At 69.0% G+C, this 17,660-nt stretch carries 16 protein-coding genes; 10 read left to right on the top strand and 6 right to left on the bottom strand.

The features are described from left to right. Positions 1–22 precede the first annotated feature (22 nt). From purB to Acor_RS11925, 5 genes are all read left to right on the top strand, one after another. Complete coding sequence (gene purB, locus Acor_RS11945; protein ID WP_155336671.1) at positions 23–1,444, top strand: adenylosuccinate lyase; 1,422 nt, start codon at positions 23–25, stop codon at positions 1,442–1,444. 100 nt (positions 1,445–1,544) lie between these two features. After that, on the top strand, positions 1,545–2,567 hold the full coding sequence (locus tag Acor_RS11940) for a DUF4037 domain-containing protein (RefSeq protein WP_218034241.1): 1,023 nt from the start codon (positions 1,545–1,547) through the stop codon (positions 2,565–2,567). A 61-nt stretch (positions 2,568–2,628) separates the two neighbouring features. Then, entirely contained in the window at positions 2,629–2,988 is a 360-nt protein-coding gene (locus tag Acor_RS11935) for a GntR family transcriptional regulator (RefSeq protein WP_155336670.1), read from the top strand. Continuing rightward, positions 2,985–3,851, top strand: coding sequence for an ATP-binding cassette domain-containing protein (locus tag Acor_RS11930; RefSeq protein ID WP_155336669.1), 867 nt, complete (start codon positions 2,985–2,987; stop codon positions 3,849–3,851). The genes Acor_RS11935 and Acor_RS11930 overlap by 4 nt, the downstream gene beginning before the upstream one ends. Further along, a complete protein-coding gene (locus Acor_RS11925; protein WP_155336668.1) occupies positions 3,848–4,570 on the top strand; it encodes a hypothetical protein in 723 nt (240 codons plus the stop codon). The genes Acor_RS11930 and Acor_RS11925 overlap by 4 nt, the downstream gene beginning before the upstream one ends. On the opposite strand, the gene Acor_RS11920 is transcribed toward Acor_RS11925, so the two are convergent. Next, positions 4,533–5,279 carry an HAD family hydrolase gene (locus Acor_RS11920; protein WP_170316886.1) on the bottom strand — a complete coding sequence of 249 codons (747 nt, stop codon included), beginning with the start codon at positions 5,277–5,279 and terminating at the stop codon, positions 4,533–4,535. The genes Acor_RS11925 and Acor_RS11920 overlap by 38 nt on opposite strands. 140 nt (positions 5,280–5,419) lie before the next feature. Here Acor_RS11920 and Acor_RS11915 point away from each other — a divergent pair, with 140 nt between their 5' ends. Further along, on the top strand, positions 5,420–6,589 hold the full coding sequence (locus Acor_RS11915) for a thiolase family protein (RefSeq protein WP_155336666.1): 1,170 nt from the start codon (positions 5,420–5,422) through the stop codon (positions 6,587–6,589). A gap of 374 nt (positions 6,590–6,963) precedes the next feature. Next, entirely contained in the window at positions 6,964–7,785 is an 822-nt protein-coding gene (locus tag Acor_RS11910) for a hypothetical protein (protein WP_155336665.1), read from the top strand. Between the two features lie 233 nt (positions 7,786–8,018). Here the strand turns inward: Acor_RS11910 and Acor_RS11905 are convergent, their stop codons facing one another. From Acor_RS11905 to Acor_RS11895, 3 genes are all read right to left on the bottom strand, one after another. Further along, positions 8,019–8,714, bottom strand: coding sequence for a hypothetical protein (locus Acor_RS11905; protein ID WP_155336664.1), 696 nt, complete (start codon positions 8,712–8,714; stop codon positions 8,019–8,021). A 482-nt stretch (positions 8,715–9,196) separates the two neighbouring features. Continuing rightward, the gene (locus Acor_RS42770) at positions 9,197–9,352 is read right to left on the bottom strand and encodes a GNAT family N-acetyltransferase (protein ID WP_174876136.1); all 156 of its coding nucleotides are present in this window, start codon (positions 9,350–9,352) and stop codon (positions 9,197–9,199) included. Positions 9,353–9,481: 129 nt separating this feature from the next. Then, on the bottom strand, positions 9,482–10,495 hold the full coding sequence (locus Acor_RS11895) for a tyrosine-type recombinase/integrase (RefSeq protein ID WP_246238597.1): 1,014 nt from the start codon (positions 10,493–10,495) through the stop codon (positions 9,482–9,484). 204 nt (positions 10,496–10,699) lie between these two features. Here Acor_RS11895 and Acor_RS11890 point away from each other — a divergent pair, with 204 nt between their 5' ends. Next, positions 10,700–11,188: a cupin domain-containing protein gene (locus Acor_RS11890; RefSeq protein ID WP_155336662.1), complete on the top strand. Its 489-nt coding sequence runs from the start codon at positions 10,700–10,702 to the stop codon at positions 11,186–11,188. Between the two features lie 198 nt (positions 11,189–11,386). On the opposite strand, the gene Acor_RS11885 is transcribed toward Acor_RS11890, so the two are convergent. Both Acor_RS11885 and Acor_RS11880 read right to left on the bottom strand, forming a co-directional pair. After that, positions 11,387–14,698 (bottom strand): PQQ-dependent sugar dehydrogenase, encoded by a 3,312-nt coding sequence (locus tag Acor_RS11885; protein WP_155336661.1) that lies wholly within the window; start codon positions 14,696–14,698, stop codon positions 11,387–11,389. Positions 14,699–14,806: 108 nt separating this feature from the next. Continuing rightward, complete coding sequence (locus Acor_RS11880) at positions 14,807–15,955, bottom strand: sugar phosphate isomerase/epimerase family protein (RefSeq protein ID WP_218034239.1); 1,149 nt, start codon at positions 15,953–15,955, stop codon at positions 14,807–14,809. A 946-nt stretch (positions 15,956–16,901) separates the two neighbouring features. Here Acor_RS11880 and Acor_RS11875 point away from each other — a divergent pair. Continuing rightward, positions 16,902–17,132 carry a hypothetical protein gene (locus Acor_RS11875; RefSeq protein ID WP_155336660.1) on the top strand — a complete coding sequence of 77 codons (231 nt, stop codon included), beginning with the start codon at positions 16,902–16,904 and terminating at the stop codon, positions 17,130–17,132. A gap of 2 nt (positions 17,133–17,134) precedes the next feature. After that, entirely contained in the window at positions 17,135–17,614 is a 480-nt protein-coding gene (locus Acor_RS11870; protein WP_155336659.1) for a Clp protease N-terminal domain-containing protein, read from the top strand. Positions 17,615–17,660: the final 46 nt, after the last annotated feature.

Below are 17,660 nucleotides of genomic sequence, written 5' to 3'. Positions count from 1 at the left end.
TTCGGCGTTAGGCTGGGGCAACGTGACCAAGCCGCGTATTCCCAATGTCCTGGCCGCTCGTTACGCCTCTGCCGAGCTGGCCCACCTGTGGTCTCCCGAATACAAGGTGGTGCTGGAGCGCCGTCTGTGGGTGGCTGTGCTGAAGGCGCAGGCCGATCTCGGGGTGCCCGTGCCGGAGGGCGCGATCGCCGCCTACGAGAAGGTCGTCGACCAGGTCGATCTGACCTCGATCGCGGCCCGGGAGCGGGTCACCCTGCACGATGTGAAGGCGCGGATCGAGGAGTTCGGCGCTTTGGCGGGGCATGAGCAGGTGCACAAGGGGATGACGTCCCGGGATCTGACCGAGAACGTGGAGCAGTTGCAGATCCGTGACAGCCTGCTGCTGGTCCGGGATCGCATGGTGGCGATGCTGGCCCGGCTGGGGCGGCTGTCGGCCGAGTATTCGGGCCTGGTGCTGGCGGGGCGTTCGCACAATGTCGCGGCGCAGGCGACGACGCTGGGGAAGCGGTTCGCGTCGGCGGCCGATGAGCTGCTGGTGGCGTACGCGCGGCTGGAGGAGCTGATCGCCCGTTATCCGCTGCGCGGGGTGAAGGGCCCGGTGGGGACGGCGCAGGACATTCTGGATCTGCTGGGCGCGGAGCGGCTGGGTGAGCTGGAGGATCGGGTGGCGGCCCATCTGGGGTTCGCGGAGCGGTTCGCGAGTGTGGGCCAGGTGTATCCGCGGTCGCTGGACTATGAGGTGCTGTCGGCGCTGGTGCAGCTGGCGGCGGCGCCGTCGTCGCTGGCCAAGACGATCCGGTTGATGGCGGGGCATGAGCTGGTGACGGAGGGGTTCCGGGAGGGTCAGGTCGGGTCGTCGGCGATGCCGCACAAGATGAACACCCGGTCGAGTGAGCGGGTGAACGGCCTGATGGTGGTCTTGCGCGGGTATGCGGGGATGGCGGGGGAGCTGGCGGGGGATCAGTGGAACGAGGGGGATGTGTCGTGTTCGGTGGTGCGGCGGGTGGCGTTGCCCGACGCGTTCTTCGCGTTCGACGGCCTGTCGGAGACGATGCTCACGATCTTGGATGATTTCGGGGCGTTCCCGGCGGTGATCGAGGCGGAGCTGGACCGGTATCTGCCGTTCCTGGCGACGACGAAGATGCTGATGGCGGCGGTGCGCGCGGGGCTTGGCCGGGAGGCGGCGCATGAGCTGATCAAGGAGCACGCGGTGGCGGCGGCGCTGGCGATGCGGGTGGACGGTTCGGGCAACGATGTGCTGGACCGGCTGGGCGCGGATGGGCGGTTCCCGCTGGACCGGGCGGCGCTGGAGGCGCTGCTGGCGGACCGGTTGTCGTTCACGGGGGCGGCGGAGGCTCAGGTGGCGGCGGTGGCGGCGCGGGTGGAGCGGGTGGTGGCGGCGCATCCGGGGGCGGCCGGTTACGTGCCGTCGGCGATTCTCTGACGCCGGGCGACGGCGCGGGGGACGGCGCGGGGGACGGCGCGGGGGACGGCGCGGGGAAAACCAGGTGAGCCTGCTCGGGGGAGGAGGCACAGTTGGTGGCATGATGTCCAGTTTTGTGCCGGGTCTTGAGTTGTCGCGGGCGTTCTATCGCGAGGTTGTGTCGCCGCTGCTTGATGGGGTGGCGCATGGGGCGGCGCTGATCGGGCCGGGGTCGGAGGTGCTGGGTTTCGACACGGCCCGGTCGGCTGATCATGACTGGGGTCCCCGGGTGCTGGTGTTCGTGGGTCCGGGGATGGTGGAGCAGGTCAGGGAGCAGGTCTGGTTGCGGTTGCCGGCCGAGTTCGGGGGGTATCCGACGGCGTTCGGTTCTGATCGTCATCCGGTGCGGCCGGGGGTGGCGGTGGCGGAGTTCGGGCCGTGGGCGCGTTGCCGGCTGGGGTTTGATCCGCGTGGCGGGGTGTCGGTGGAGGATTGGCGGTCGGCGTCGTGGCAGCGGCTGGCGGAGCTGACCTCGGGTGAGGTTTTCCATGACGGGCTGGGGGAGCTGGCGGCGGCGCGGGCGGCGTTGCGCTGGTATCCGGCTGATGTGTGGCGGTATGTGCTGGCGTGTCAGTGGGTGCGGATCTCGCGGGAGGAGTCGTTTCCGGGGCGGGCGGCCGAGGTGGGTGACGAGCTGGGGTCGTTGTTGTCGACGGGTCGGCTGGTGCGGGATCTGATGCGGTTGTCGCTGCTGATGCGGCGGCGGTATCCGCCGTACCCGAAGTGGCTGGGGAGCGCGTTCAAGCGGTTGGGCGGGTCGGCGGAGCTGGGGGAGGCGTTGAGCGGGGCGTTGCGGGCGGGGGATTGGCGGGCGCGGGAGGAGCAGTTGTGTGTGGCGTACCGGCGGGTGGCGTCGGTGCAGAACCGGCTGGGGCTGGCGGAGCCGGTGGAGGGGTCGGTGCGGCCGTTTTTCGCGCGGCCGTTCCGGGTGATCGGGGGGATGCGGTTCGCTGAGGCGTTGATGGCGTCGGTGTCGGATCCGGTGGTGCGGGGGTTGCCGCTGGTGGGGACGGTGGATCAGTTCGCGGATGGCGCGGACGCGGTGGCGGGGTCGGCGCGGGCGCTGGTGGCCGCGGTTCGTTGACACCCGTACAGGGAGCTTCTATGGTTCGTTACTAGAGTAATGAACCAACTAAGCGGGTGTCATGTTCGACGACCGGAGCCCGATCTACCGGCAGATCGCCGACCGCATCAAGGCCGATGTGCTGAGCGAGACGCTCAAGGGCGACGAGCAGGTCATGTCCACCAACCAGTACGCGGCCTTCTACCGGATCAATCCGGCCACGGCGGCCAAGGCGTTCCAGCAGCTCGTGGACGAGGGCGTCCTGTACAAGAAGCGAGGTATCGGCATGTTCGTGAGTCCGGACGCCCGGGAGAGCCTGCGGGCCGCCCGGCGGGAGAGTTTCTTCGCCGAGGTGGTGGATCCGATGGTGGCCGAGGCGAAGGCGATCGGCGTCCCGCTCGGCGAGGTGGTCGGCCGGATCAACGAGTTAGGGTCGCGATGAGGGTCGAGGTGCGGGACCTGGTCCTGCGGTACGGGGAGAAGACCGCGCTGGACGGCATCTCGCTGTCCCTGCCGGAGAACAAGATCTACGGACTGCTGGGCCGCAACGGTTCGGGGAAGACGAGCCTGCTGTCGGTGCTGGCGGGGTTCCGCCGGGAGAGCGCAGGCGAGGTCCTGGTGGACGGGGATCCGGTCTTCGAGAACGCGGCGGTGACCTCCCGGATCAGCCTGATCCGCGACGTGGGGGAGACCACCGACCTGGGCACGGTGGACGACGCGCTGTTCTTCGCCGAGTGGCTGCGCGAGGACTGGGACGCGGAGTTCGCCCGCGAGCTGCTGGAGCGGTTCAAGCTGACCCGCAAGATGACGGTCAAGACCATGTCGACGGGGCAGCGGTCGGCGCTGGGGGTGATCATCGGGCTGGCCGGGCGGGCGCCGCTGACCATGTTCGACGAGTCGTATCTGGGCATGGACGCGCCCGCGCGGGCGGAGTTCTACGACGTGCTGCTGGCCGACTACATGGCGAACCCGCGGACGATCATCATGTCGAGTCACCTGATCGAGGAGGTGAGCCCGCTGTTCGAACAGGTCGTGATCATCGATTTGGGGCGGCTGGTGGTGCACGAGGAGGCGCAGACGCTGCTGGCGCGCGGCATCTCGGTGACCGGCGCGGCCGCGCCGGTGGACGCGTTCACCGAGGGGCTGACCGTGCTGGGCAGCCGCCAGCTGGGGGCGACCAAGTCCGTCATGGTGTACGGCGACCTGGACGAGGCGCGCCGGCGGGAAGCCGCGGCGGCGGGCCTGGAGCTGGGGCCGATCGCCATGCAGGACCTGTTCCTGCACCTGACGGTGGATCCGCGATGAGCGGCGGGCTGAGGTTCCCGACCCGGCTGCTGGCGGCCAACCTGGCGCTGGCCGCCCTGCTGTGGGCCGGCTTCGTGGTGGCGATCGGGCTGGTCACGGCGGGGATCGCGGTGTTCGGCGAGGTGAGCGGCAGCGTGTGGGAGCCGGCGGCGCAGCTGCCCCGCCTGTACGTGCTGTTCACCGGGGTGTCGCTGGTCCGCGAGTACCTGCCGATGTATATCGCGCACGGCCAGACCCGCCGCCAGTTCGGCGGCCAGGCGGCGATCACGCTCGCGGTGTTCGCGCCCGTCCTGGCGGCGCTGATGACGGCCGGCTATCTGCTGGAGAACGGTTTTCACGCGCTGGCGGGCTGGCCGCAGGGGTTGGAGCGGCCGCATCTGTTCACCTCGACCACGCAGGTGCCGCTGATCTTCAGCGAGTACCTGATCGAGTTCCTGGCGTGGGCGGTGGCGGGCGCGCTGATCAGCGCGGCCTTCTACCGGTGGGAGGGCGGCGGGCTGCTGACCATCCCGGTCGGGGTGGCGCTGGTGCTGGTGGCGGCGGGGGCGGCGGGCAGCGAGCTGCGGATTCCGTTCGTGTCGCGGCTGATGGGTCTGCGGGTGGACCTGCCGCCGGGGTTGCCGCTGACGTTCGCGGCCGGGTTCGGGGTGTTCCTGGCGGGGCTGGCGCTGACCTGGCCGATCATCCGTGACGTGCCGTTGCGAAACCGGCGGCGGTGAGCCAGTCGCCCTGTTCGCCCAGTTCGGCGAGGAGGGCGGGCAGGTCGGTGAGGGTGCGGATGGCGGGGACGCCGGGCGGGGGAGGGCTGGTGCCGTACCGGTCGAGCCAGATTCCGTGCATGCCGACCCGGGCGGGGCCGAGGGCGTCCAGGTCGAGGTTGTCGCCGACCAGGGCGACCTGGTGGGGGGCGAGGCCGAGTTTGGCGGCGGCGTTGAGGTAGCACCGCGGGGAGGGCTTGAAGTGGCCGAGCGAGTCCGGGGTCAGGACGGGGTCGAGGCGGTCGAGCAGGCCGAGGCGGCGGAGCTTGGCCTCCTGCTGGACGGGCTGGCCGTTGGTGAGGACGCCGAGGGTGAGGCCGGTGCCGGTGAGGGCGTCCATCGCCGGGTAGGCGTCCGGGAAGGCCTGCCAGGCGGCTTCGTAGCGGGTCAGGAACTGGCCGTAGGCCTCGTCCAGGTCGGCGGGTACGGGCAGGCCGAGGTGGTGGCAGTAGTCGCGGAGGCGGCGGCGGCGCTGCTCGCCGAAGGAGCATTCCCCGTGGTGCCAGGCGGGCAGGTGTTTGTCCTCCAGGCGCAGCCACAGGGCGGGGCCTTCGGCGAGGAGCGGGTGGCAGGGCGAGTGTGCCGCGGTCCACGAGGTCACCGCGGCCGCGACGGCCGTGCGGTGGTCGAAGAGGGTCTCGTCCAGGTCGAAGAGGATGGCCCTGATCATGTCTGCCATCCTGGGTAACGCCTGTTACGGCGGAGTTTCCGTGATGTGAAAGCGGAAACTCCGCCGAGTCAGGACTGGTCGAGTCCGGCGTGGAGGCGCGCTACTGTCGGCGAAGTCAGGAGAGCGCTCTGGAGGAGCCCGTGGAACCGTACATCCTCGATGCCGTACGCACCCCCTTCGGCCGCAACCGCGGCGGGCTGTCCGGCGTGCGCATCGACGACCTGGCCGCCCACCCCATCACCGCCCTCATCGAACGCCACCCCGCCCTGGATCCGGGCCGCGTCGCCGAGGTCGTGTACGGCAACAGCAACGGCGCCGGCGAGGACAACCGCAACGTCGCCCGGATGGCCGTGCTGCTGTCCGGCCTCCCGGACACCACCCCCGCCGTCACCGTCAACCGGTTGTGCGGCTCCGGCGCCGAAGCCATCGCCCAGGCCGCCCGGCTCATCAAGACCGGCGAAGCCGACCTGGTCATCGCCGGGGGAGTCGAAGGCATGAGCCGCGCCCCGTACGTGCTGCCGCCCATCGACCAGCACCTGCCCCGCGACCTCGCCCTGCTCCCCACCACCATCGGCTGGCGGATGGCCAACCCCGCCTTCCCCGCCCGCTGGACCGAATCCCTGGGCGCCTCCGCCGAACGCGTCGCCACCGCCAAGGGCATCGGCCGCGCTGAGCAGGACGACTGGGCGCTCCGCTCCCACCAGCGCGCCCACACCGCCTGGCAGCAGGGCCACCACGACGGCTTCGTCACCGAATGCGCCGGCCTCACCCGCGACGAATCCCTCCGCCCCGGCACCACCCCCGCCGCCCTGGCCGCACTCAAACCCGCCTTCTCCGCCGCCGGTACGGTCACCGCGGGCAACTCCTCACCCATCAGCGACGGAGCGGTCGCCGTCCTGCTCGGAACCGAACAAGCCGCCGCCGAACTCGGCGTCACCCCGCTGGCCCGGATCGCCGCCTCCGCCGTGGCCGCCCTCGCCCCCGACCGGTTCACTCTCGCGCCCGTCCCCGCCATCCACGCCGCCCTGGGCCGCGCCGGGCGTGACCTGGCCGGGATCGACGTGCTCGAACTCAACGAGGCGTTCGCCGCCATGGTGCTGTCCTGCCTGGACGAACTCCCCGGCCTCGACCCCGAACGCGTCAACCCCAATGGCGGGGCGATCGCGCTCGGGCACCCGATCGGCGCCTCGGCCGCGCGCGCCGTGGTCGACTGCGCCCGCCACCTGCGCCGCACCGGCGGCGGCATCGGGGTCACCGCCGCCTGCATCGGCGTCGGCCAGGGCATCGCCGTCGTCCTGGAATCCACCTGACCCGGGGACTGACCAGGAACACTGAAATGCGCCTGGCCAATTCAAGGGCTCCACAAATGGCCACGGGGGCGAAAGCTTTCGTCACAGCATTGACATATTTCGTTGCCTGTCCTCAAATTGAGCGCGGAACCAGTTGCCGCATACGCGCCGAATGCGACGGCATTCCTGCACGTCAAACTGGTATTGGGGCTGATCGGTAACCGAGCCTCCGATTTCCGAAACTATTTCAGTGGACGATTTCGCGATGCCCGGCGCCGGCGTCCCTTTCGGCCGAATAAAGCGCCGCCGTCTGCTTGTCCGGAACGCGATTGCGAACCGGAGCCCGACGGCGGCGCGATTGGACGGCCGCATCCCCAACCCCCGAGGAGGGTGTCATGAGGAGCAGTCCACGACTATGGATCGCCCGGCTGGCGGCGATGACGGCGGTGGCATTGGGCGCCTCGCTCGCCGTCGCGCTCCCGGCGCACGCGGCGATCGGAACCCGGCCCGTGGAGTTCGTCTGGACGACGCTCGGCCCGTTCCAGGAAGGGTCGGCCACCGTCGGCTGCAATGCCGGCGAGAAAGTGATCAGCGGAGGGTACCTGTCCCAGAACCTGAGCCCTCAGGTCAAGTTCACCGCCTCCTACCCCAGCAGCGACACCCAGTGGCTGGTCACCGCCGTCAACCGCTCCAACATCACCCAGGAGGTCCATATCAGGGCCATCTGCGCCACCGGAGTGACCGGCTACGCCCGCGCGTTCTCGCCTTTCGGGACCGTCGGCAGCGGCAGCTTCGGCGACGCCACCGCGCAGTGCGCCTCCGGCAAGATCGCTCTCGGCGGCGGCTTCATATTCGCGCGGGATGAGAGACTCGTCGTCAACGCCTCACGCCTGTCGGCCACCAACACCTGGCAGACGCGCGTCTACAACGGCGCCACCGCCACCGCCAACCCGCAGGCCGCAGTGACCTGCACGAGCCTGACCGGCCAGTTCACCTTGCTCTCCGGGGTGCAGGCCAACACGGGCCAGTCCGGATTCTTCTTCAGCAAGTGCGCCACCGGCATCACCACCGGCGGCGGCTTCCGATTCATCGGCGGCGACTCAAGCTCAACCGTCGTGACCGCCACCATCCCCACCAGCCCCGGCTGGAAGCTCAACTTCAACAACCAGACGGGCACAAACCGGGTCATCGAACAATCCCTGGTCTGCTTCCCCTGAGGCAACGGCTGACACCACTGGACCCGAGCGCCGCGGGTCCAGGCACGCCGCTCACTCAAACTCTCACCCGATCCCGGCCGCCCGAGACGAAACGAAGCGCCGCCGAGCAGACCCAGCATCGACAGGGGGTCGACAGGGGCCGTGCAGAAGGCGTCATCCGCGAGGACGTCCCCGCCAGCGTCGACGACTGGGTCACGGGGGAAACCACGAGGGAGTGGCCGACGATGCTCCGGTCAGGCGAAGCGCTCGATCGTCACAGGAACCAGTCCTTCGAGCCGCACGACCGCCATCAGCTCGCGCAGCAGCACCCCGACCGCCTCGCCCGGCGGATCACCCAGACAGGCGGTCACATCCACGCACAAGGCCACCCCCGGGCCGATCCGGCGCAGCTCCCACGTGAACGCGTCACCCGCCACCCGCAGATGTGCAGTGCCGAGCACCCGGGCCCTCGCGTCGGCAGGCGCCATTCCCCACACCTGCCGCAGCCGCCCCACCTGATCTTCACCCAGTTCACCGGCGAACAGGATCCGATACCTGCGCTTCTCCCGAAACCCGTCGGGCACCTCCGGGGGAGTGAGCAGCAGCGGAGCCGAGCCCGGCAAAGCCAGACGATCGCCGAAGTACCCCCGCAGCATCGCCTCAGCGGGCAACACCCCACCACCCAGCCGCCGGTAGGCCGCCTCCGCATCCCCCCTGCGCACCGCGACAACCAGGGCACGAAACCCCTGATCCGCGCGGACCGCCCGGCTGAAATCCGCCGAACTCCACCAGCCGCCATCCGCCGCAGTCCACACGGCACCGTCCACCCCGGCCGCCGTATGATCACCCGCGAAAACGAACTCCTCAACGGCGATCCCACCCGGCGGCACCGACAGGTCACCGTCCCACGCCTCAGGAAAAACCAGGTAGTAGTCCAACACCGGCTGCATTACACGTCTCCCAACCAGCGCGGCCAATTCCACGGTGAAGCCAGCGGAAGATTCCGGGAGGACGCGCCCACTTCACCGTGGAATAGGCCACAAACGGAGGCGAAGTCTACATCGCCCCTAATCGCCTCCAAGGGACAAACTCCCAGCGTTTCGCAGCCGGAACCGCTTGTCGGCGACGGCATGTATCTGCGCAAACTCGCCGCCCTACCTGCGCCGCCCTACCTGCGCCGCTTCCCGAAGCCGCGTTCACCACTATGCACACCGCCCGGAGTTTGGCTTCCTGCCGGACGGGCTGGCCGTAAAGACACCGGGGTGCGGCCGGTGAGGGGCGTCCGTCGCCGGATAGGCGTCGGAAGGCCGACCGCGCCCTCGTTGGCGTAGGTGATGCGTACCGGCACCGTGTCGAGGCCGGCACCTCCACCGGTGCTCCCTTCGCCCTGCGCACGCCCGTAGACCCGCTATAGCGTCGTATTGCGCGAGCGCTAGACACCCCCAACAACCAACTGGAGGCGGATGGCCGCCCAGATGTCTCGCGCGGACTGTGCCGGCAACGGCGCATCGTCGGGGTTCAATTCACCGTAGAGCGTCAGCAGTGCCGGTAGATCGGTCTCAGCGGCCGGCCGGATGGTGATCGTCATGTGCCCGAGCCTATGAAGGATCTCGAATGTCGCGGCCGATGACGGCGAGCGAGCGGACAACCCGGTGAAGGTTCCCGGCACTAGCGGATCAGCGAGTCGCCGGACGGCACCCGCCCCGCACACACCGGATCACGAGCGGCCGGACGGGTCGCCACCGCTCTGCCCCGAAGCCTCGTCGCGCGGAAGGCCGGACGGGCGGGGGCCGCGCAGCAGGGGATGGGCGCGCATGGCGACCTCCAGTTCGCCGGGCAGTTCGTCGCGGTAGCGGCCCAGGGTGCTCAGGTCGCTGTGGCCCAGGACCCGGCGTACCGAATCCATGTCCGTGCCGTCGGCCAGAAGATGCGTGGCGGTGGTGTGACGCAGCCCGTGGGGAGTGACGGTGCGGCGATGGTCGGGATCGACCAGTTCCTGCATCCGGTCGATCACCGCCTGCACATCCCCCCGGGCCAGGCGTTTACCGCGCCACGACAGCAGCAGCGCCTTGTCCGGCGAGGCGGGGCGGGCCTGCAGATACTCGGCCAGGACCGCCGCCACGTCGCGGGGGAGCGGGACGTCACGAGTCCGGCCGCCCTTGCCGAAGATCCGCCAATACCGGACCCCGTCGTTGATGAAGAAATCCTCCACATTCGCGCGGACCAGTTCCGACACTCGCGGGCCCAGCGTGGTCAGTAGCAGCACGATGAGTGAATCCCGCAGGTCGGTCCGCTGATCGCGGCGTCGCGGGCGGGCCGCCGCCGCGGGGGAGCGGGCCGCCCCGATCAGCCCCTCGGCCTGTTCTTTCGTCAGCGCCCGCCGCTCCGGACGCAGGCCGCCGCGCTCTCGCGCCATCACCGTCGCCGACGGCATCGGATTCAGCTGCACCCAGCCCGCCAGCGCCGCATGCTTGAACATCGCCGACACCGACCGCCGGAACCGCGCCTGCGAGGAAGCGCTCTGCCGCACCTCCGCCCCGGTCGCCGCCCGCCGCTCGTCGGGCTTGCGCGCGAACGCCAGCAGAATCGCGTCCACATCCTCCCCGGACAGGTCGTCCAGAATCCGGCCGGGCCGCGCGAGCCGGACGAACGTCGCCACATCCCGCGCATACACCTCGCCGGTGCCCGCCGACAGGGCGCCGGTCACCATCTTGGCGCGGACCAATTCCACATAACGATCCGCAGCCTCCTCAACCGTCAGTCGATTCACTTCAGCCGGGCGCATGACCCGAGACGATAGCGACGATTCACTTCAGCCGGGCGCATGACCCGAGACGATAGCGATCCCCACCGACAATTACCGGCTGCCCCCACGCCGGGCCCGCGTAGCCGTACCGGCAGAATTGAAAGATCGATACGAAGGGGGATGAGGGTCGTGAGCTATCCGGAACCGCGCTACCTCGATGACGGCGGTGAGATCAGCGCCACCCACCGGGCCGCCGGGCACGAACCGGAGATCGACTACGGCTCCGGCAACGTCGCCCACTACCTGGCGACCGGCGCCACCACCGGCGGCAAGTTCGGCCTCTACCGATGGGAGATGGGGCCCAGGCCGACCGGTCCCGGCCCGCACTTCCACCGCTCGATCAGCGAATCCTTCTACGTCCTCACCGGCACCGTCCGCATCTTCGACGGCACCCGCTGGATCGACACCCGCCCCGGCGACTACGTCCACGTCCCCGAAGGCGGAATCCACGGGTTCCGCAACGAATCCGGCGAACCCGCCTCGATGCTCCTGCACTTCGCCCCCGGCGCGCCCCGCGAAGGCTACTTCGAAGGACTCGCCGAGTTCGCCGTCACCGGCCGCCCCGGCGAGGAGGAACTGGCCAAGTTCTACTTCCGCCACGACACCTTCTGGCTCTAACAACTCCTAACGGAATGGGCGAGTTGCCGGGTCGGTCGCCGTTATCCGGCGCCGTTAACGCAGGTGATGCTTCTCACCGCGCCGGCGCGAAGAAGGCGCGGCCCATCCTGTTAGCGGTTCGAAGACCGGCCCCTAAACGGCGAAGGGGAAGGGCCCCGAACGGACCCTTCCCCGCCGTCAGCTACGAACTGCCGTCGGTTACAGCTGCAAACGGTCGATCAGCGACTGGGCGTCCCTGGCCAGCGCCGCCCGCACCTCCACGTTGTTGACGTTGTCTCGCTTGGACAGATCCTCGATGAACCGCACCAGCTCGTCCCTGGCCGCTCTCGGCTTGTTCAGGCTCAGGCTGTACTGGGCGTCCTCAAGATGACGGACCAGCTTCTTGGCGCCGTTCACGGTGATGATTCCGCTGTCCCTGAAGCCGTTGACCAGCGTGGTGAGGTCGGCGTAGGACGTGGTGGTGGTGAAGGCCACCGACTGGGTGGCCGTCCTGCCCGCCTTGTCCTTGGCCGTGGCCGTCAGCGTGTGCGCGCCCAGCGGCAGCTTCCACAGCGGCAGCGCGGCACCGGAGGCGACCGGCTGGCCGTCGACGGTGATCGTCACCGTGTCCACGCCCGAGGTCGCGTCGGTCGCCGTCGCCAGCGGCGTGATGGAGGCCGAGTCGCCGTAGGCGGTGGCGGCCACCCCGCTGAGCGTCAGGACCGGAGCGGTCTTGTCGATCTTCACGGTGAGGGTGCCGACCGGCGAGATGTTGCCGCCGGTGTCGGTCGCCCGGTAACTGACCACGTGGGTGCCCTCGGTGTTCAGCGCCACCGGGTTGTTGGCGTTCAACCAGGTGCCGCCGCCGTTGAGGGAGTACTGGCGGCTGGCGACCGCGCCGTTGTCGGTCGCGTTCACCGTCACCGTGACGTTGTCGGTGTACCAGCCGTTGGCACCGGTCGGCGCCGCCGGGTTCGCCGTGGCCGTCACGGTCGGCGGCGTCTTGTCGCCCACCCCGTCGCCCGAGAAGGCGAAGGAGTCCACCTCGACGCCGCCGCTGGAGGTGACGAACAGCTTGCCGCTGCCCGCGGGGGCGCCGGCCAGTGAGGTGGTGACCGTCTGCCAGCCCGTACCCGCCGGGATCGCGACGGTGGCGAACGGCTCCGCGGTCGCCGAGTTCCAGCGCAGCGACAGCGTCCCCGCACCCGAGGCCTTGGTCTGGACCGCGTTCACCCCGACGAAGTTGACCGGGTCGTACGCGATCGAATCACCCGGATCAAACGAGGTGATCTTGCCCTTGCCCGAGGCGCCGTCGTCGTCGGTGTCGGTGACGCCGGTCAGCTGGTCGGCGTGCTCGGCCTCCAGCAGCTTGGGGTTCAGGATCAGGCTCGCCTCACCCATCGCCCCCGGGATGCCGTTGGCGCCGTTGTCGCGGTACTGCACCACGACGACACCGAAGATGTTCTCGGTCTCCCCGTGCTCGGTGGCGTTCACCGGCGTCGGCCAGGTGCCCGAACAGCCGGTGCCCAGCGTCTCCGGGTGCGCGTGGGTGTCATGCCCGAGCCCGAAGGTCCACTGAACCCGCGAACAGACCGGCGCGTTGCCGTCCTCCGCGTCGGCGACCGTGATCTGGTACGGAATCGCGTTACCCCAGTCGAAGAACGCCCCATTCGGCGGCGTCACCGTGACCACCGGCGCGGTGTTGCCCACGGTGATCTCGATCGAGGTCAGCCCCGCCCGGCCACCGGAGTCGGTGACCCGCAGCCGCGCCGTGTACTGGCCCTGCGTGGCGTAGGTGTGGCTGGTGGTGGCGCCGGTCGCGTCGAAGTCGCCGTCACCGTCCACGTCCCACTCGTAGGTCAGGGCGCCCGGCTCGGTGTCGGTCGACCCGGAACCGTCGAACTGCACGGTCAGCGGGGGAGCGCTCGAGGACGCCTTGTCGACCGCGATCCGCGCCTGCGGCGTCTTGTTCGCGGGGGAGTAGTCGATCCGGTAGAGACCGGCGTCCGGGTTGGCGCGGAAGAAACCGTCACCGTAGTCCAGCACGTACAGCGAACCGTCCGGGCCGAACTCGATGTCCATCGTGCTGTCGGTGAGCGGCTGCGCCGCGGTCCGCAGCGCGCTGTTGGGCAGGAACTGCTCGATCGCGGTCACCGGCCCGTCCGCGCCGGTGAAGGTGAAGGCCGCCAGGTAGTCCTGGGAGAACTCGGCGAAGAACGCCTTGCCGTCCCAGTACGCCGGGAACTTCGACGTCGAGGGGTTGGCCGCGTCGTACTGGTAGACCGGGCCGCCCATCGGGCCCTGGCCGGTCTGCGGGTCGAAGTTCACCAGGCCCGCCCATTCCGCGGGCTGATGCGAGGCGTTGTCGCCGTAGTACAGGTCGGCCGGCGTCGCGGGCGGCAGCTGCGCGAGCCCGGTGTTGTAACGGGAGGTGTTCGACGGACCGGCCGCGCAGTCGAAGAACTCACGCGGCTGGGAGGTCGCGAAGTCCCAGTTGTTGTAGTTGAAGTTGTCGCCCGTACAGTACGGCCAGCCGCTGTTCATGGGCTTGCTGATCGGCGTGACGTTCCACTCGACATACCCGAGCGGCCCGCGCGTGGCGCTGGCGGTGCCCGCGTCGGGACCGTAGTCGGCCCACGAGAGGGTCCCGGACTCCGCGTCCACATCCATCCGGAACGGGTTGCGCACCCCGGTCACGAAGACCTCGGGCCGCGTCTTCTCCGTCCCCGGCGCCCACAGGTTCCCGGCCGGGATCGTGTACGAACCGTCCCCCTGCACCGAGATCCGCAGAATCTTGCCGCGCAGGTCGTTGCTGTTGCCCGCCCCGCGCCGGTCGTCGAAACCGGGGTTCATGCCGGGCGCGTCGTTGTTGGGCGCGTAACCGTTGGCGCCCGGCGCGCTGGCCGGGGTGTTGTCGCCCGTGGCGAGGTAGAGGTTGCCGTTCGCGTCCCAGTCCATGTCACCCGCGACGTGACAGCACTGGCCGCGCTGCACCTCGATCTTGATGATGACCTGCTCGGTCGCCAGATCCAGGGCAGAACCCGTCCACTTGAACCGGGAAAGCTGGTTGTAGCCCTTCCACTGGTTCCAGTAGCTCTCGTCCTGGCCGGCCGGAAGCGAGTTCGGCGCGGAACCGGTCGGAGTGGTCTCCGGGTAGGGCGCCGTCATGGTGCGGGGCGCGTAGTAGACGTACACCCACTGGTTGGTCGCGAACTCCGGGTCCAGGGCGATCGTCTGCAGACCGTCCTCCGAGTTCGCGTACACCGGGATCGTGTTGATGACCGTCGTGACGCCGGTCGCCGGGTCGGTCAGCCGGATGTCGCCGTTGCGGGCCGTGTGCAGGACCCGGCGGTCCGGCAGCACCGCCAGGTCGATCGGCTCGCCGACGTTCTTGGTTAAGGTGATCTTCTCGTAGTTCGACCAGGTGGTCGCGGGCTCGGCGGCCGCGGCCGGCGCCGGCGCCGCGAGCACGCTCAACGGGAGCGCCAGAGCCGTCACCAGGACGCCCAGCGCCTTTCGGGTACGCTGCATGAAGGTACTTCTCCTAGGACGAGGAGTATCAGGACCGGACCGCCACGCCCGCCGGGGCAACGGCGGATGCGCATGGCGGTCCGGCATTAGATGTGACCGGAGACGCGCTTACTCGTAGTAACGGTCTTCCTTCAGGGCGAACAGGTTCTCGTAGCTCAGCCGGGCGTAATCCAGGGACTGCCCCGGGTTCGGGCCCGAGGGGGCGTTGTCCTGCTCGTACATCGGGTGGTGCTTGTCGCGCACCTTGACCCGGTTGAAGAACTCCTTGTAGCCGATGTCACCCGTCCCGAACGGCACCATGTCGTACCCGTTGGAGCTGGCCGGGTTGAGCTTGCCGTCCTTGATGTGGAAGAGCGGGTAGCGCTTCTGGTTGTCGCGCACCAGCGAGAACGGATCGAAGATGTCGGTCTGGACCGATCCGTCCGCCGCGGTGAACAGCGTGTGCTTGTACTGCGCCACGTGCGCCCAGTACAGGTCGATCTCCAGGAAGACCAGGTGCTTGTCGGTCTGGTTGAGGAAGTACTCCAGCTTCCGGATACCGGAGGAGCGGGTCGGCCGGCCCTGCGCGTCCAGCGGGCCGCTGTCCAGCAGGAAGTTGTACGCCGCGTCGTGGTTGTGCGTGTACAGCTTGAGCCCGGCCGCCTGGGCCAGCGCGCCCATCTGGTGCCACTTCTCGATCGCGACGTCCCAGTCGCCCTTGAAGTTGCTGTTGGTCGGGTCGTTGCCGGTGCCGACGTGCTGCATGCCGATGATGTTGGCGATCTCCAGCGTCCGCTGGAAACGGTCCAGATCGGCGGGGCTGAGCGGCCACGAGCCCGGGATGAAGCCGTGGTTGCCCTGCGCCTTCAGGCCGTACTCGTCCAGCCAGGCACGGAGCAGTTGGGCGCCCTGGACGGTCTCCAGGTTCGCGCCGCCCTCTGCGTTGGCGTTCTGGGTGTAGCCGGCGAACTCGACCTGGGCGTACCCGATCTCCGATAACGCCTGGAACACCTTGCGGAAGCCGGACGGGAGCGGGCTGGACAGCGGGTTACGGCTGATGGCGTCCCGGACGGTGTAGAGGATGATGCCTCGCTGGGAGGCGGGCACCAGGGCGCTCCGCTCGTCACGGACGGGAGCGGGGTCGGCCTTGGCCGCGCCGGGAAGGGCGAACGGGACGGCCGCCGCGGCCGCCATACCGGTGGTAGCGGCCATGAACTGCCGTCGGTTGAGGCCGAGGCTACGGCGGAGCGAGTCTTCTCGGGCATGCGTGTCGCTCACGCTTACTCCCTTTCGATCGAGGGACGCGTGCGCCGATCACGTCACTGTGATTCGTGTCAAGCCCGCGAGCATGCCACCGCTGTTGAGCCGAGCGATCACATTGTTACTGCGCGACCGGAACATGGTCAATGGTTCGGCCCCCCTCACCCGATCGGTACGTGGGGCAACGTTCCCGTCACTGTGCGTCACATCCGCAGTACAACGTCACATGGGACCAATTTTGGTCACAAATCGGCCGACTTCTGTTGACAAAAATCAAAAGTGGAACCTATTGTCACGAAATGTGCAGGACATGTGCGGTTACGCCAACAAAACATCCGATGTATCCGCGATGTCCGATGCACTCAAGGTGAAGGAACGCACCACGCGAGCCTGAAACCACAGCAGTGACCATGTCCCCGACTACTGGAAGATTTCGGTTCGGTCCCTTCCGCCGTCGCGCCGAGACGGCGGGCTCCAGGGAATGCCACCCCGGCCCGAATCCTCCAGATGACCGATCCTCTCGTATCCGGGCGCGGTGGGCTCAGTCCATCGTGCCCGGATACGGAAAACGTGATCGCCGTACCTTCTCAGGAGGGTACGGCGATCACGTCACGGAAGACTCAGCCGACCCGCCCTTTGGCGGCCGGGCCCGCCATGTAGTCGTGAACGCCAAACAGGGGCTGTGAACCCCTCTCCGATACCAGACAGAATTCACCTTCTGTCTGGTATAGCTAGTTTTGCGCTGGATGGCGCATATGCGAGGACGTCGGGCGATTCGCCCGCGGGCCGATGCCGGTGACCTTCCCCGGGATCGCTCACTCCTTGATCATCATTGATCCCGCACGTCCGGTTGATCTTCGTGCTGATGACCTTCGATTCTCTGATGATCTTCCGGTGGCCGCACCCCGGTCCTGTTGGCAACTCGCGTTGACTAATTTCGGATTAGTCAATTAAGGTTGCTTACATGCCGGCTGTTGACATCCCCGTATCCCAGGAACCCGCCGACGCGCTCGCGTCGGTCGCGGCGCTGCGGCGCATGGCCGACCAGCTGGAGGACGCCGCCGTGGAACAGGCGATGCGGGCCGGCTGGAGCTGGCCGCAGGTGGCCGAGGCGCTCGGCGTGACCCGCCAGGCGGTCCACAAGAAGCACGCCAAGCGGCTCATCGCCGCCGGTGTCACGCTGAGGAGGCGCTGAGGATGACCGTGTTCCACAAGTACGTCCGGACGATCCTCGAACAGGGGGCGGTGGAGGCGCAGCGGGACGGGTCGGCGGCGATCGAGGCGCACCATCTGCTGCTGGCGATCGCCTCCGTGGAGGGGACGGACGCCCATCGGGTCCTGGTTTCGGCCGGGCTGGACCGTGCGGCGATCCGTGCCGCCCTGGATCGGGAGTTCGCGCACAGCCTGGCCTCGGCCGGGGTGTCGGCGGCGGCGTTCGGGCTGCCGCCGGCGAGTCCGGGCCCCAAGCCGGCCGCGGACATGGGCGCCTCGGCCAGGCTCGCCTTCGAACGCGGCTTCAAGTACGGCGCTCCCCGGAGCCTGCGCCCGGCCCATGTGCTGCTGGGGATCCTGCAGGCGCAGTTCGGCACCGTGCCGCGCGCCCTGGCGCTGGCGGGCGTCGACCGGGACGGCCTGGCGGCAGCCGTCCGGCAGGAACTCGCGGACGAGACCGCGTAGGGACAAATCCCGTAGGACACGGCTGGTTTTTGGCGTGCCCGTTTTC

The sequence above is a fragment of the Acrocarpospora corrugata genome, assembly GCF_009687845.1.
GTDB lineage: Bacteria > Actinomycetota > Actinomycetes > Streptosporangiales > Streptosporangiaceae > Acrocarpospora > Acrocarpospora corrugata.
The sequence above is the reverse complement of the archived record's forward strand: the minus strand, read 5'-3'. Positions and strand labels throughout refer to the sequence as shown.